Source organism: Micromonospora sp. AKA38 (genome assembly GCF_027925725.1).
Taxonomy (GTDB): domain Bacteria; phylum Actinomycetota; class Actinomycetes; order Mycobacteriales; family Micromonosporaceae; genus Micromonospora.
This window is the reverse complement of record NZ_BNEI01000005.1, coordinates 2132368-2146184: the sequence shown is the minus strand read 5'-3', so window position 1 is coordinate 2146184 and position 13817 is coordinate 2132368. Positions and strand designations below refer to the sequence as shown.

At 75.1% G+C, this 13817-nt stretch carries 15 protein-coding genes; 8 read left to right on the top strand and 7 right to left on the bottom strand.

Translation table 11 applies throughout. The features are described from left to right. Window positions 1–68: 68 nt before the first annotated feature. Genes TPA0908_RS26420 through TPA0908_RS26410 form a run of 3 tightly spaced genes read left to right on the top strand, consistent with a single transcriptional unit; the run spans window position 69 to window position 2572 of the window. On the top strand, window positions 69–1352 hold the full coding sequence (locus TPA0908_RS26420) for a multidrug effflux MFS transporter (protein WP_281942349.1): 1284 nt from the start codon (window positions 69–71) through the stop codon (window positions 1350–1352). A gap of 54 nt (window positions 1353–1406) precedes the next feature. Next, entirely contained in the window at window positions 1407–1577 is a 171-nt protein-coding gene (locus TPA0908_RS26415) for a hypothetical protein (RefSeq protein WP_199199507.1), read from the top strand. A 53-nt stretch (window positions 1578–1630) separates the two neighbouring features. Continuing rightward, window positions 1631–2572 (top strand): acyltransferase domain-containing protein, encoded by a 942-nt coding sequence (locus TPA0908_RS26410; RefSeq protein ID WP_281942346.1) that lies wholly within the window; start codon window positions 1631–1633, stop codon window positions 2570–2572. Between the two features lie 37 nt (window positions 2573–2609). Here the strand turns inward: TPA0908_RS26410 and TPA0908_RS26405 are convergent, their stop codons facing one another. Beyond that, on the bottom strand, window positions 2610–3149 hold the full coding sequence (locus TPA0908_RS26405) for a P-loop NTPase family protein (protein ID WP_281942344.1): 540 nt from the start codon (window positions 3147–3149) through the stop codon (window positions 2610–2612). Next, complete coding sequence (locus TPA0908_RS26400) at window positions 3149–3490, bottom strand: GlsB/YeaQ/YmgE family stress response membrane protein (protein WP_281942342.1); 342 nt, start codon at window positions 3488–3490, stop codon at window positions 3149–3151. Before TPA0908_RS26400 ends, TPA0908_RS26405 begins: the two co-directional genes overlap by 1 nt. Window positions 3491–3712: 222 nt before the next feature. Between TPA0908_RS26400 and TPA0908_RS26395 the strand changes: the two genes are divergently transcribed. The 4 genes from TPA0908_RS26395 (at window position 3713) to TPA0908_RS26380 (ending at window position 7423) form a co-directional block, all read left to right on the top strand. Beyond that, on the top strand, window positions 3713–4507 hold the full coding sequence (locus TPA0908_RS26395) for an endonuclease/exonuclease/phosphatase family protein (protein ID WP_281942341.1): 795 nt from the start codon (window positions 3713–3715) through the stop codon (window positions 4505–4507). Window positions 4508–4601: 94 nt separating this feature from the next. Then, complete coding sequence (locus TPA0908_RS26390; RefSeq protein ID WP_281942338.1) at window positions 4602–5882, top strand: cytochrome P450; 1281 nt, start codon at window positions 4602–4604, stop codon at window positions 5880–5882. A gap of 39 nt (window positions 5883–5921) precedes the next feature. Then, window positions 5922–6182 (top strand): acyl carrier protein, encoded by a 261-nt coding sequence (locus TPA0908_RS26385; protein ID WP_107155127.1) that lies wholly within the window; start codon window positions 5922–5924, stop codon window positions 6180–6182. After that, window positions 6179–7423: a beta-ketoacyl-[acyl-carrier-protein] synthase family protein gene (locus TPA0908_RS26380; RefSeq protein WP_281942707.1), complete on the top strand. Its 1245-nt coding sequence runs from the start codon at window positions 6179–6181 to the stop codon at window positions 7421–7423. The genes TPA0908_RS26385 and TPA0908_RS26380 overlap by 4 nt, the downstream gene beginning before the upstream one ends. Window positions 7424–7529: 106 nt before the next feature. Here the strand turns inward: TPA0908_RS26380 and TPA0908_RS26375 are convergent, their stop codons facing one another. The 3 genes from TPA0908_RS26375 to TPA0908_RS26365 are packed head-to-tail and all read right to left on the bottom strand — an operon-like array spanning window position 7530 to window position 9855. Continuing rightward, window positions 7530–8858 (bottom strand): glycosyltransferase family 2 protein, encoded by a 1329-nt coding sequence (locus tag TPA0908_RS26375; protein ID WP_281942335.1) that lies wholly within the window; start codon window positions 8856–8858, stop codon window positions 7530–7532. After that, a complete protein-coding gene (locus tag TPA0908_RS26370) occupies window positions 8855–9136 on the bottom strand; it encodes a phosphopantetheine-binding protein (protein WP_281942333.1) in 282 nt (93 codons plus the stop codon). Before TPA0908_RS26370 ends, TPA0908_RS26375 begins: the two co-directional genes overlap by 4 nt. Next, window positions 9130–9855, bottom strand: coding sequence for a 4'-phosphopantetheinyl transferase family protein (locus tag TPA0908_RS26365; RefSeq protein WP_281942331.1), 726 nt, complete (start codon window positions 9853–9855; stop codon window positions 9130–9132). Before TPA0908_RS26365 ends, TPA0908_RS26370 begins: the two co-directional genes overlap by 7 nt. A gap of 65 nt (window positions 9856–9920) precedes the next feature. Here TPA0908_RS26365 and TPA0908_RS26360 point away from each other — a divergent pair, with 65 nt between their 5' ends. Next, a complete protein-coding gene (locus TPA0908_RS26360) occupies window positions 9921–11333 on the top strand; it encodes a condensation domain-containing protein (protein WP_281942329.1) in 1413 nt (470 codons plus the stop codon). A 4-nt stretch (window positions 11334–11337) separates the two neighbouring features. On the opposite strand, the gene TPA0908_RS26355 is transcribed toward TPA0908_RS26360, so the two are convergent. After that, the gene (locus TPA0908_RS26355) at window positions 11338–12540 is read right to left on the bottom strand and encodes a cytochrome P450 (RefSeq protein WP_281942327.1); all 1203 of its coding nucleotides are present in this window, start codon (window positions 12538–12540) and stop codon (window positions 11338–11340) included. Between the two features lie 22 nt (window positions 12541–12562). Continuing rightward, window positions 12563–13744: a nucleotide disphospho-sugar-binding domain-containing protein gene (locus TPA0908_RS26350; protein WP_281942325.1), complete on the bottom strand. Its 1182-nt coding sequence runs from the start codon at window positions 13742–13744 to the stop codon at window positions 12563–12565. Window positions 13745–13817 lie beyond the last annotated feature (73 nt).

Below are 13817 nucleotides of genomic sequence, written 5' to 3'. Positions count from 1 at the left end.
TTGAACCGAGGTGTGACTACCGCACCGAACCTCGCCCGGCCGCGCCCTGACCGGGCGGAGGCTTCCCGATGACCGATGTCCGTCCCGACAAGCTGTCGACGCCCGGTGCCCGGACGCCCGGTGACCTGATGAGCCGCGGACAGCGGCTCCGGCTCGTGCTGGTCCTCGGTTCGCTGATCGCGGTGGGACCCCTGACGATCGACATGTACCTGCCGGCGCTGCCCGCGATCGTCGACGACTTCGCGACCACCTCGGCGGCGGTCCAGCTGACGCTCACCGGCACCCTGGCCGGGCTGGCCCTCGGCCAGCTCCTGATCGGCCCGCTCTCGGACGCCGTCGGGCGGCGACGCCCGCTGATCGCCGGGCTCGTCCTGCACGTCGTCGCGTCGTCGCTCTGTGTGGTCGCGCCCAACGTCGCGGTGCTCGGCGCGCTGCGGGTGGTGCAGGGCCTGGGGGTCGCCGCCACCGCGGTGGTCGCGATGGCCGTGGTCCGGGACCTGTTCAGCGGCGCGGCGTTCGCCACCTTGCTGTCCCGGCTGCTGCTGGTGATGGGGGCGGCGCCGATCCTCGCCCCGACCCTCGGCGGCGGGCTGCTGCGCTGGACGGACTGGACCGGCGTCTTCGTCGCGCTGGCCGCCTTCGGCGTCCTGCTGGTCGTGGTCGCCGCGCTCGGCCTGCCGGAGACGCTGCCGCCCGCGCGGCGCCGCCGCGGCGGCGTCGTCGCGACCGCGGCGCTGTACGGGTCGCTGCTGCGCGACCGCGTCTTCGTGGGCCTGGTCCTGGTGGCCGGCCTCGCCATGGCCGCGCTGTTCGCGTACGTGGCCGGTTCGTCGTTCGTGCTGCAACAGGGGTACGGACTCGACGAGCAGCAGTTCGGGCTGGCGTTCGGCGCGGGTGCGGTGGGCCTGATCGGGGCGACCCAGTACAACGTCCGGCTGCTGCGCCGCTTCCCGCCGCAGCGGATCCTGGTCGCCTCGCTGGCCGCGGGGACGCTGGCCGGCCTGGCCCTGGTGGTCTTCGCCGCGACCGACGTCGGCGGGTTGCCCGCGTTGCTGGTGTCGTTGTGGCTGGTGCTGGCGGCGGCAGGCCTGGCGATGCCGAACGCGCCGGCGCTGGCGCTGTCCCGGCACGGCGAGGCGGCCGGCACCGCGTCCGCGCTGCTGGGCGCCGTGCAGTTCGGTGTGGGTGCGGTGGCCGCGCCGCTGGTGGGCGTGCTGGGCACCGGCGCGCTGGCGATGGCCCTGGTGGTGGCCGGCGGCATGGTGGCGGCGCTGGCGGTGCTGCTGGTCGTGGTGCGACCGGCCCGGCTCGCCGACCTGGAGCCCGCGCCGGCGGTCGTGGCGGTGCACTGACCGTACCCGACGCCGTCCCGGGCGGTCGGGGCGATCTCGTCGGATACTGGCCCGATGACGAATCCCGACCTCGACCCCGCGCTGTACCCACCGATCGATCCACGCGAGGACGTGCCGGACGACCCGGGGGAGTTGCTGCCGGACACGCCGGACGTCCTGCCGGAGGCGCCGACCGAGCCGATGCCCGACGACGGGGAGCCCGGCGGCGTGCCGGAGCCGGCCTGAGCGCCCCGGGCACGGCCTGTCGCGGCGACCACGCCGTCGGTAGGGTCGTCCGCGTGGATCTGGACGACACCGCCGTCCGGCTCGGAGTGCCGGTCGAGGACCTCGCGCGCGTGCACCGGCTCGCCGGTGACCGGCCGTCGGCGCCGCTGCCGGACCGGGCCGACGCGCCGTCGATCCTCGACCGGCTCGGGGTCCGCCCGGACGACGCCGCCGAGGTCATGGCGGGTTGGCCCGACCCGGGCTCCCCACTGTGGACCCCGGAGCTGCGCTGGCTGCTCGACCGCTCGATCGCCCTGGTCCGCGCCGATCTCGGGGGCCACGACTGGCTGCCGCCCGGCCCGGCCCTGCCCCGCGAGCGGGGCCCGGCCTGGCGGCACCTCTACGTGTACGCGTACCTGGCCCTGGTCGACGTGGTCACCGCGTACCACCGCGACCACGGCATCGACGACGCGGTGACCCGGGCGACCCTCGCCGACCTGGGCCGCAACCTGGCGATCGACAGGCGGATGGCCGGCGAGGGCTGGCCGGTCATGCAGAGCTGGCTGACGCTGCACACCCGTGGCGGGCTCTACGAGCTGGGTCGACTCCAGCACCAGCGCGGCGACACCATCGGCCTGCACATCCCCGAGGCGGGGCCGCTGAGCCCGGCGGCCGTGGACGCGTCGCTCGACCGGGCCCGGGCGTTCTTTCCGCGCCACTTCCCCGACGAGCGCCACACGGAGTTCTCCTGCGGCTCCTGGCTGCTCGACCCCCAGCTACGGGAACACCTGCCGGAGGACTCCAACATCGTCCGGTTCCAGCGCCGGTTCGAGCTGGAGCCCTACCAGGAGCCGGACGGCATCGACGCCGACGTCGAGGTGCTGCGGTTCGTGTTCCGCACCCTGAGCACGCCGCTGGACCGGCTGGAGCGCCGCACGGCGCTCCAGCGGGCGGTCGTCGACCACCTGGCCGCCGGGCGCCACTGGCGCTGGCGCTGCGGTCGTCTCCCGTTCTGACCGACACCGGAGGCGACGCTGCCGTCGTGCCGGCCGGTCAGCGGGGCAACGCCGACGGCAGCTCGGCCAACCAGCGGTCCAGGGCCGCCGGACTGCCGAACAGCAGCACCGGCGGGCCGGCCGGGTCCGCCCGCCAGGCCCGCATCCGCCGCCGGGCCCGCCCGAACGCGGCCACGTGCCACACCAGGATCGAGTCCCGGGACAGCACGCTGCGCAGCGACTCACGGTTGCCGTTGCAGATCTCCTCGCCGCTGACCAGGCGGCCGGCGGTGCGCCGCAGCAACCGCCAGAAGGAGAGCGCCCGCGGATAGTCCAGGCCCACCACCAGGTCGGCGCGGGCCAGCACCACGTCCCGCCACCCGTGGTAGGCGCCGTCCAGGATCCACCGGTCGCCCCGGCAGACCGCCTCGATCCGGCGGCGCTGCTCGGCGACCGGCACCTCGACCCAGCCGGGCTGCCACAGCAGGTCGTCGACCGGGCACCAGGGCAGCCCGAGCCGCTCGGCCAACCGCGCCGCCACTGTGGACTTGCCGGCGCCGTACACGCCGTAGACCAGGATCCGGGCCGGCGCCGGCATCAGCTCCGGGCCTTGCCGCGGGCGTTCCGCCGACGGTGTTCCTCGTCGCCGCCGGCGAGCCGGGTGAAGGTGAGCGCGTTCGCCGCCGCGACGCCGACCACCGCGAAGCCGACCTGTAGCGCGAGCACGATCCAGTCCCACCGCAGGATCCAGAGCCGCACCGGCGCGTCGTCGGCGATGCCGACCCAGCGGGCGACCACGGTGCCGAGCACCGCCGCGCCGACGCCGATGACGAACGTGGCGAAGACGCCGATCCGCTGCCGGCCCGGCAGCACCAGCCGCCCGAGCAGCCCGATGAGGGCGCCGATGAGCACCGCGCCCAGATAACCACCCACGAGCATTGCCGTCACTCCTCCCACCGGTTCCGGCATTCATGCCCGCCCACCGCACCACCGGAAACCCCGCGCACGTCGACCCGGCCGGCGGCGGTGCGGCCGGGTGGCGCCGGAACGCCGCACGTAGGATCACGCACACCCCGCCGAGACCGCCACCCCGCCGGAGTTCCGCTGCCCGAGTCGTCCGCACCCCGCGTCGCCCGGCCGCTGCGCCGGGCGCTGGCCGTCGTGTTCCTGCTCGTCGTGGCCGGGCTGCCCGCGGGCTCGTCCAGCGCCGGTGGCAGCGGGCCGGGCGCCGTCCGGATGCTCCAGATGAACCTCTGCAACAGCGGCCGGGCCGGCTGTTACACCGGCGGCTCCGTGCGGCGGGCCGCCGAGGTGATCGCCGCCGAACGGCCCGACGTGGTCACCCTCAACGAGATCTGCCGGGACGACGTGGACACGCTGGCCCGCGCGCTCGCGGCGGTCCGGCCGGGCGGCCGGGTCGTCCCCGCGTTCCAGGCCGCCGGCGACCGCCCCAGCCGCGCCGCGACCCGCTGCGTCAACGGCCAGCCGTACGGGATCGGCCTGGTGGCCCGCCTCGCCGGCCCGGGGGCCCGCGCCGGCGCGCACCGCGGCACCTATCCGGCGCAGGACCTCGCGGACCCGGAGGAGCGGGTCTGGCTCTGCCTCTACGCCGCCGCCGTGCTGCACGCCTGCACCACGCACCTGGCGAACACCGACGGCGCCGTCGCGCTGGCCCAGTGCGCGCAGCTGCTCGCCACCGTGGTGCCGGCGATCCGCCGCGACGCCGGATACGCCCCGACCGTGCTCGGCGGCGACCTGAACCTGCGCGCGGGCGGCGCGCCCGACGTGCGGTCGTGCGTACCGCCGGGCTACCGCCGCGTCGACGACGGCGCCCGGCAGCAGATCGTGGCGACGACCGACGTCACCATCTGCTGCCGCCGGGCGGTGGACATGCGCGGCACGACGGACCATCCGGCGCTGGTGGCCACCCTGACCGTCGACCGGCCCCCGCGCTGACGGACGGCCGGCGCCACCGGGTGTCCGGACACCGTGGACAGCCCGGTGGCGGCCCGTCTAAGGTCGGGCGCACCGGTGTCCCGAGGAGCGGCCCATGGGTGTCTCCATCTCCCTCGACGACCTGCTCGGCGAGGAGGTGAGACGCGACCCTTACCCGTTCTACGCGAGGCTGCACGGGATGGGGGAGGCGGTCGCCTTCCGGCCCGGCGAACCGCACGCCCTGGTCGTCCACGGCTACCAGGCGGTCCACCGGGTGCTGCGGGACCCGGTCTTCCGGGTGCTCGGCGCGGAGTTCCTGGACCGGGCCGGCACCCGCTGGCGCCAGCACCCGGTGACCCGGATCCTCCAGACGTCGATGCTCAACGCCGCGCCCGGCGACCACCTCCGGGTCCGGCGCCTGTTCGGCCAGGCGTTGACCCCACGCCGGGTCGCCGCCCTGGAGCCGGCGATCACGCGGATCGCCGACCGCCTGCTCGACCGGCTCGCCGCGGCCGGCGCGGACGGCCGACCGGTCGACTTCATGGGCGGGTTCGCGCTCACCCTGCCCAGCGACGTCGTCGGCGAGCTGCTGGGCGTGCCGGAGCGGGACCGGGCCTGGTTCCCGTCCCGCGTGCGCACGTTCGACGCGGTGCTGGAGATCGGCCGGCGATCGATGCGCGAGGTGCGGGCCGCCAACGTCGCGGCGACGGAGCTGACCGCGTACTTCACCGAACTGCTGGCCGCGCGCCGGGACCGGCCGCGCGGGGACCTCGTGTCGGCGCTCGTGCGGATCCGGGACCGCGACCCCGACCAGCTCTCCGCCGACGAGCTGCTGGCCAACCTGATCATCATGTACAACGCCGGGTTCCGGACCACCGCGAACCTGCTCGGCAACGGCCTGGTCCTGCTCGTCGCGCGGCCGGACGCGCGGGCCGCGCTGCGCGCCGACCCGTCGCTCGCCCCGGCGTACGTCGAGGAGATCCTCCGGTACGAGCCGCCGGTGCACTTCGCGCTCCGGTACGCGGCGGCGGACACCGAGGTCGCCGGGCTGCCGGTGCCGGCCGGTCGGACCGTGGTGGTGCTGACCGGCGCCGCCAACCGGGACCCGCGCCGGTTTCCCGACCCGGACGAGTTCGATCCGTCCCGGGTGGACAACCGCCACCTGGCGTTCAGCGCCGGGCCGCACCACTGCTTCGGCGCGGCCCTCGCCCGCGCGGAGGGCCGACTGGTCCTGCCCCTTCTGCTGGACCGTTTCCCGGCGCTGGCGCTCGCCGCCGAGCCCGGCGAGCGGCGTCAGCTCATGCTGCGCGGGTACGACCACCTGCCGGTGCGTCTCACGCCGCCGGGGTCGGCGGTCCACCGTCCGATCGGGACCTTGCCAAACCATCCCGATTGAGTAAGGTCGATGCCACGCTGGGGAAAGGACACACCGGCCATGACCGATGAGATCCGCGCGTTCCTGCTCGCCGCCCTGACCGAGATGAAGTACGACGTGGACGACGTCGACGACGACACCGTCTTCGGGCCGGCCGGTCTGGACGTGGACTCGCTCGGCCTCGCCGAGCTGGCGGTCCGGGTGGAGGACCGGTTCGGCGTGGCGTTCGACGACGACGAGGCCGAGATGCTCGCCATGATGACGCTCGGCGAGTTCTCCCGAACGGTGGCGCAGCGCATCCAGCCGGCCTCGGCGCACTGAGCGTGCGGCCGGGCGCGACGATCACCGGCATCGGGCTGGTGAGCCCGGTCGGCTCGACCGCCGCCGAGGTGTTCGACGCGGTGTGCGACGGCCGGTCGGGCCTGTCCCGGCCGCCGGAGGGCCATCCGGTGCACGGCGTGGTCGACGTCGCGGCGATCGCCCCGCCGATCGACCCGGCCTCCGTGCTGCCCGGTCCGGAGTCCCGCGTCGTGGACCGGTCGATCGTCATGGCGCTGCGCGCCGCCGGGGACGCGTTGGCCGACGCCGGCCTGCGGGTCGGTCGGGACGTCGACCCGTACCGGGTGGCGGTCGTCGTCTCCGGCGTCGGGGGGCTGTCCACACTGGCCGACCAGGTGCTGCGGCGGGCCGAGCGGGGCCGCTTCGGCGTCAGCCCGTACATGCTGCCCGGCACGCTGCCGAACATGGCGGCGGCGCGGGTCGCCATCACGTTCGGCATCCGTGGCTACACCTCGTCGGTCGGCACGGCGTGCGCGGCCGGCGCCCAGTCGGTCGGGGAGGCGCTACGCATCCTGCGCGCCGGCGAGGCGGACGTGGTGCTGTGCGGGTGCGCCGAGGCGCCGCTGTTCCCCACGTTCGCCGACGCGTTCGGCAACGCCCGGGCGTTGGCCCGGGGCTGGGCCGACCCGACCGCCGCGAGCCGGCCGTTCGACCGCCGTCGCAACGGCCTCGTGCTCGGCGAGGGCGCCGGCGTGCTGGTGCTGGAACGCGCCGCGCACGCCGCCGCGCGGGGCGCCCGCCGCCACGCCGACGTGCTCGGCTGGGGCGCCACGAACGACGCGTACCATCCGACCACGCCCCGGCCCGACGGCTCCGGCGCGGCGCACTGCATGCGGATGGCCGTCCGCGACGCCGGCCTGGGCCTCGACGACATCGGGTACGTCAACGCGCACGGCACCAGCACGAAGGCCGGCGACGCCGCCGAACTGGCCGCGCTCCGCGACGTCTACGGCGCGCACCCGCCGCCGCTGAGTTCGACCAAGGGCGTGACCGGGCACCTGCTCGGCGTCTCCGGTGTGATCGAGGCGGCCGTCGGCGTCGAGGCGCTCCGGCGCGGGCTGCTGCCGCCCACGCACAACCTCGACGACCCGGACCCGGCCGGCGACGTCGACCACATCCGCAAGCAGCCCCGCGCGGTCGCGGTGGACGCGGTGCTGTCGAACTCGTTCGGCTTCGGCGGCCACAACGTCAGCCTCGTCCTGACCCACCCCACCACCCCTTGACCCCACCCCCACCCCACGCAGATGCACGGAAAGCGTGGCCGTTCCGCTCGTGATGGCCACGCTTTCCGGGCAAGTGCGCGCGGGGCAGGGGGAGGGGTGGACGGCGTCAGCGGACGGTGATCTGGGTGGCGGCGTCGTGCGTCGTCACCGTCAGGGCGAAGTGCGGGTTCAGCATGTCGACCAGGTAGTCGAGGTCCGCGACGAGCGGCACCGGGAGCAGCGCCCGCTGGTCCACGTCGACGTGGCTGGCGACCAACTCGATCCGGTCGGCCTTGAGCAGCCCCCGGGTCAGGAACGCCGGCAGGTCCTCGGGGAGCAGACAGCGCCACAGGTCGACGTTGACGATCACGTCCAGCGCGCCGGTCCGGAACTGCTGGAGCACGGTGCCCAGCAGGTGCGAGTTCGTGTCGCCGGGCGGCGCCGAGTGGTCGAACGTGTGCGACCCGGCGCCGACGTCCACCGTGGACACGCCGTGGCCGATCAGCAACGCCCGGCTGGTGGCCAGCTCCTCCCGGAGCGTGGCGGGCAGCACGGCCGGCCGGCCCAGCCCGGCCCGCCGGTACGCGTCGATCGCGTCCCGGTAGAGGCGGATGCGGCCCAGGTGCCGGCCGAACGTGTTGATCGCGTACAGCACCTCGATGTCGTAGCGCAGGTGCTTGCGCAACATGTACTTCATGTTGTCCATCGAGGCGAGCCCGTTGGTGGTCCGCCGGAAGTGGGGCAGGTGGTACGAGCACGCGTCGACGTCGAGGTGGAACAGCTCGGGCGGCGCGCCGTGCAGGTGGAAGACCCGGTAGAAGAAGTCGAGGTCCTCGAAGCCCCACTTCACCATGGCCTCGTCGAACCCGCCGACCCGCCGGAACGACGGGCGGTCGACCGACGCGTTGTGGGTCAGCCCGAGCACCCAGGGCGCGCTCGGGAAGTCGCGCATCCGCTGCGGGTGGGCGATGTCCTCCAGGCGCGGGTCGCCGCGCTCGGCGTCCAGCATCGCCGGGACGATCGGCTCGCCCCGACGCAGCGCGTCCGTGCCGGCCCAGTCCAGGTCGTAGCGCTGGCCGAGCAGGACCCCGGGCCGGCCGGCCCGGCCGGCGTGGAAGTCCCGGTGCCGGGCCAGCAACCCGGGGTGCGCCACCGTGTCGGCGTCCAGGAACATCAACGTGTCGGCCCGGGCGCGTGCCGCCGCCGCGTTGCGGTTGGCGCTGCGCCCCCGGTTGGTGTCGCTGCGCACGTACTCGACGGCCAGCCGGTCGCGGTAGCGGTCCACGACCGGGCCCAGCGCGACGGTGGAGCCGTCGTCGCCGACGATCACCTCGAAGTCGTCGCGCGGCAGGGTCTGCCGGGTGAGCGAGTGCAGCGTCGCGTCGAGGGCGGAGCCGTTGTTGTGCGCGGGCACCACCACGCTCAGGGCCGGCTGCCGCCCGTTCGCCGTGCTCAACGGGGCGTGGAGTTGGCGGTGATGTAGTCCGCCAGGTCGCCGAGGGTGGTCATCCGGTCCTCGTCCAGATCCTCCACGTCGATCTGGATCTCCAGCTCGTCCTCCAGCTCCAGCAGCAGCTCCAGGGCGAGCGACGAGCTGAGGCCGAGGTCGTCCATCAGCTGGGTTCGCTCGGTGACCGGGGCGGCCGGCCTGAGCATGCGGCCCAGCAACGCCGTGAGGCTCTCGACCACCTGGTCGCGCTGCGGCGACGTGGTCGACGTGTCGTGTTCTAGCACCGGGGTGCCGGCGGGTCGATCATGCGCTCCAGCATGGACCCATCAGAGCAAAGCACATCGGCGAGTGTCAACGGGTGGAACTCGACCGTGTACGGCGCGTCGCCGGGCGACGCGACCGCCCCCCGGTACCCGGCCGGCGTGACCAGGTCGGCGACCCGGTACGCGCCGGCCGGCTCGACGCACGCGACCACGTCGTCGGGGTGGACCGCCACCGCCAGGTTGGGCCAGAGCCGGCCCCCGGCCGCCTTGACCACCGCCTCCTTGCGGACCCACAGCCGGGTGAACCGCCGCGCCCGTTCCCCGGCGTCGGCCCCGGCGGCGACGTGCCGGGCCTCCGCCGGGTGGAAGAACCGCGCGGCCAGTCCGACCGGGTCCCGGCCCGGCGGCAGGTGCTCGATGTCCACCCCGACGGGGCGGTCCCGGCTGATCGCCACCGCGACCAGCGAGCCGGAGTACGACAGGCTGGTGTGCGGCCCGTCCGACGTCGGCTTGCCGTGCCGGCCCCGGCGCCAGACGAGCGCGGACGGCGGGACGCCCACCGCGTGCCCGGCCAGGACGCGCAGCGCGCCGTGCGCGACGGTGAACCGGTCCCGAAGCCAGGGTGAGCCGAGCGCGGCGGCGCGGGCCCGCTCGTCGCGGTCGAGCACCGCCCGGCACCGGGCCAGCTCGTCCGGCGAGCCGTCGGCAGCGATGACGCAGACGCGTACGCGGTCCGGCATGGACGGCAGCGTAACGGTCCGTCCGGACGTTGACACGTGCCGATGCGCGTTGCTCTGATAGCCCGGTGATCGCGCAGACGGCCGAGGTGCGGATCCCCGTCCCGTTCGCCGGCCCCGGGGCCGGGACCGCGCCGCTGACCTGGGGTCAGAAGGCGATCCTTGAGGACATGCGGGAGACCGGGTGGACGCACAACGTCAGCGGCGCCCATCCGGTGCCGGCCGGCGTCACGGTCGAGCAGATGGCGGCGGAGCTGGCCGACCTGCTGGCCCGGCACCCGGCGTTGCGGATGCGGCTCGGCGCCGACGACCGGGGCGGGCCGTGCCAGGTCGTGTCCGCCGCCGGGGAGACGGTGCTCGACGTGGTGGACGTGCCGGACGACGCCGACCCGGCCGACGTGGCGACGTTCGCCTACCAGCTCGGGCACGCCCGCCTGCTGGCCCCCTACGACCTGTACCGGGACTGGTCGGTGCGGATGGCGGTGGTCCGGCACCGGGGCGCGCCGGTGCACCGGGTGCTGACCTTCGACCACCTGGTGGTGGACGGGACCGCCACGTCGCTGCTCCTGGCGGACCTCGGGCTGGTCGGGCCGGCCGTCCGCCGTGGCCACGACCCGCGCACCGTGCAGATCCTCGACCTCGGGCGGCGGGAGGAGACGCCGCCGCTGCGGCGGGTCAGCGACCGGGCCGTCCGCCACTGGGCGTCGCACCTGCGGTCCGTCCCGCCGCTGACGTTCGGCCCGCCCCGACCCGGCGGCGGTCGGCGGGGCCACCGGTACTGGCACGGCCGGTTCAGCTCGCCCGCGGCGTACCTCGCGGTGCGTGCCGTCGCCCGGCGGACCCGGACGGACACCTCGCGCGTCCTGCTCGCGGTCATCGCCGTCGCGATCGGCCGGGCCACCGGCGTCAGTCCGCTCACCGCGAAGCTGATCGTGGGCAACCGGTTCCGGCCGGGCTTCGCCGAGGCGATCGCCCCGCTCAGCCAGAACGGCGTGCTGACCGTCGACACCGCCGACACCACTGTGGACGAGGTGGTGTCCCGGGCCCGGCGGGCCTCGATGACCGCCGGCATGTACGCCTACTACGACCCGACGCAGCTCGCCGAGACCGAGGCCCGACTGGACGCGGAGCGCGGCTACCCGGCGCGCGTGAGCTGCCGGATCAACGACCGGCGGGTGACCACCCGGGCGGCGGCCGACGACCACGCCCGCGACGAGCCGGTGACCGCGGACACGTTCCGGCGCCGGGCCGCCGAGACGTTCCTGGTCTGGGACGGCCCGCTGGACCACCTTCCCGAGCAGGCGTTCATCACGGTCGAGGACCAGCCGGGGACCGTGCACCTCCAGGTGATCTTCGACTTCGCGAGTTTCACCGAGGCGCAGGCGGAGCGCCTGCTGCGCGGCGTGGAGGAGGTCGCCGTGGAGGCGGCGCTCGACGCGGCGGCGCCGACCCGGGTCACGCCCGGGTCGGTCGGCGGCTGACCGGTCACCTGTCGTCCCACGTCACCGGCAACGACTCCAGACTGCGCACCACCAGTCCCGGCCGGAACCGCAGCTCCGACTCGTCGACCGCGAGCCGTAGGCCGGGCAGCCGGCGCAGCAGCGCGCCGAGCGCCTCCTGGAGTTCCATCCGGGCCAGCGCCGCGCCGAGACAGTGGTGCGGGCCCGCGCCGAACGCCAGGTGCGGGTTGTGCGCGCGGGCCAGGTCCAGCGTGTCCGCGTCGGGGAACACCGTGGCGTCCCGGTTGGCCGACGCGATCGCCGGCATCACCGCCGAGCCGGCCGGCAGGCGTACGCCGCCCAGCTCCACCTCCTCGGTGGTCACCCGGGGCAGCAGCACGCCGTTGTCACCGAGCTGGATGAAGCGGGACAGCTCCTCGACCGCGCGGGCGACCGCGGCCGGGTCGTCGCCGCGCAGCCCGGCCAGTTGCTCCGGGTGGCGGGCCAGCACCAGCAGGAACAGGTTGAGCTGGTTGGTGGTGGTCTCGTGCCCGCCCACGAAGATGCCGGCGGTGACCGACACCAGCTCCCGTTCGGTGAGGTCCTCGTGCGCGTCCCAGGCGGCGATGAGCGCGCTCATCAGGTCGTCGCCGGGCCGTCGCCGGCGCTCGGTGATCATTTCCTGGAACGCGTCCAGCGCCGCCTGCGGGGCCGCCGGGTCGGCGTCCCAGTCGCCGACAAGCGCGTCGGACCACTCCCGGACCCGCTCCTGGTCGCGTTCCGGGATGCCGAACAGCTTGCTGATCACGTAGATCGGCAGCGGCGCGGAGAGGTGGGTGATCAGGTCGGCCGGGCGGCCCGCCGCCTCCATCCGGTCGATCATGTCGGCCACCAGCGCCGCCACCGTCGGGCGCAGCTCCTCCACCCGGCGCACGGTGAACGCGTGCGACACCGCCCGGCGCATCGTGGTGTGCCGGGGCGGGTCCATGCCGATGAGTGAGTCCTCGGCGAGCGAGCCGAGTTCGCGGGTCGGCCGGTTCGGCCCGGCCGCGGCGGCCCGGCTGAACCGGTGGTCGGTGAACACCCGGCGGACGTCGGCGTGCCGGGTGGCGAGGTACGCCGACGCCCCGTCGGGCAGCTCGACGCGGGCCACCGGGCAGGTCTCCCGCAACCGGGTGTAGTCCGGTGACGGGTGGTAGATCGTGGGAGCCGGAGCGAGCGGGTACGGAACGGGCTGCGGCTGCGTCATCTGCGACTCCTCTGGCGGCTGGTCAGGTCCGGGTGCGCCGGGCGAGGGCGGTCAGGACCGGCACCACCTCGGCGGGGCTGGGCAGCGCGCGGATCCGGTCCCGCATCGACGCGGCGGCCGTGCGCGCCGGGCCGTCGCCGATCAGCTCGCCGACGGCGTCCCGCAGTGTCGCGCCGCCGGCGTGCTCGGGCGCCAACCAGGTGCCGGCACCGGTCGCGGCCAGCCGTTCGCCGTTGAAGTGCTGGTCGCTGACCTGCGGCAGGATGAGCTGCGGCACGCCGTACGTGAGCGCGGTCATGGTGGTGCCGGCCCCGCCCTGCTGGACCAGCGCGGCGCAGGTCGGCAGCACCAGCCGGATCGCCAGCGGCGCGTCGGCCAGCCGGACGTTCGCCGGCAGCGGGCCCAGGCCGCGCTGCTGCCGGGGTTCGACCACCACGACGACCTCGGCGTCCAGTTCGGCCACGGACCGGATCACCCGGGTCAGGTCCAGCCGGTCGTGCAGCCCGACACCGGCCATCATGGTGCCGGCCGTGACGCAGACCCGCGGCCGGGCCGCCGGCCGGTGCAGCCAGGGCGGCAGCACGGCCGTGCCGTTGTACGGCACGAAGCGCACCGGCCGCCCCGGGCGGGCGGTCGGCGCCTGGAGCGGCGGCGGCGCCGGGTCGAGCGTCAGGTCGCCGTGCGGCGACACGTCGGCGGCGGCGAGCCCGAACCGGGCGGCGAGCGGCCCGAGCACCGACTCCGGGTCCAGCCGGAGCGTCACCGAGGAGTCCGGCCCCCACAGGTTCAGCACGCCTGGCACGCCCAGCGCGGCGGCGGCCACCGGCGCGGCCAGGTTGAACGGCTCCCAGACCAGGACGTCCGGTTGCCAGGCCCGGCCGAACGCGACCAGGTCGTCGAGCAGGGCGTCGGCGAACCGGACCACGCCGCCGTCGGCGGTGATCGCGGGTTCCAGCCGGTCCGTCGGCTGGGCCCCGGGCCGGTCCAGGTCGCCCACCGCGCCGATCCGTCCCGCGAACGCCTCGGCGAAGTCGACGTCCTCGCCCAGCGGCACCGCCGCGAGCCCGGCCGAGGTGATCGCCGCGACCAGCGAGGGATGGCTGGCCACCCGCACCTCGTGCCCGGCCGCCTGGAGCGCCCAACCGAGCGGGACCAGGCTGTAGAAATGCGACCGCCAGCCCCACGTCGACATCAGAATTCGCAAAGGCGCAGTCAAATCCGACCAATCCGCACGTGAAACGGCAGCTCCGGACCACAGATGCTAGGCGATGGACGTC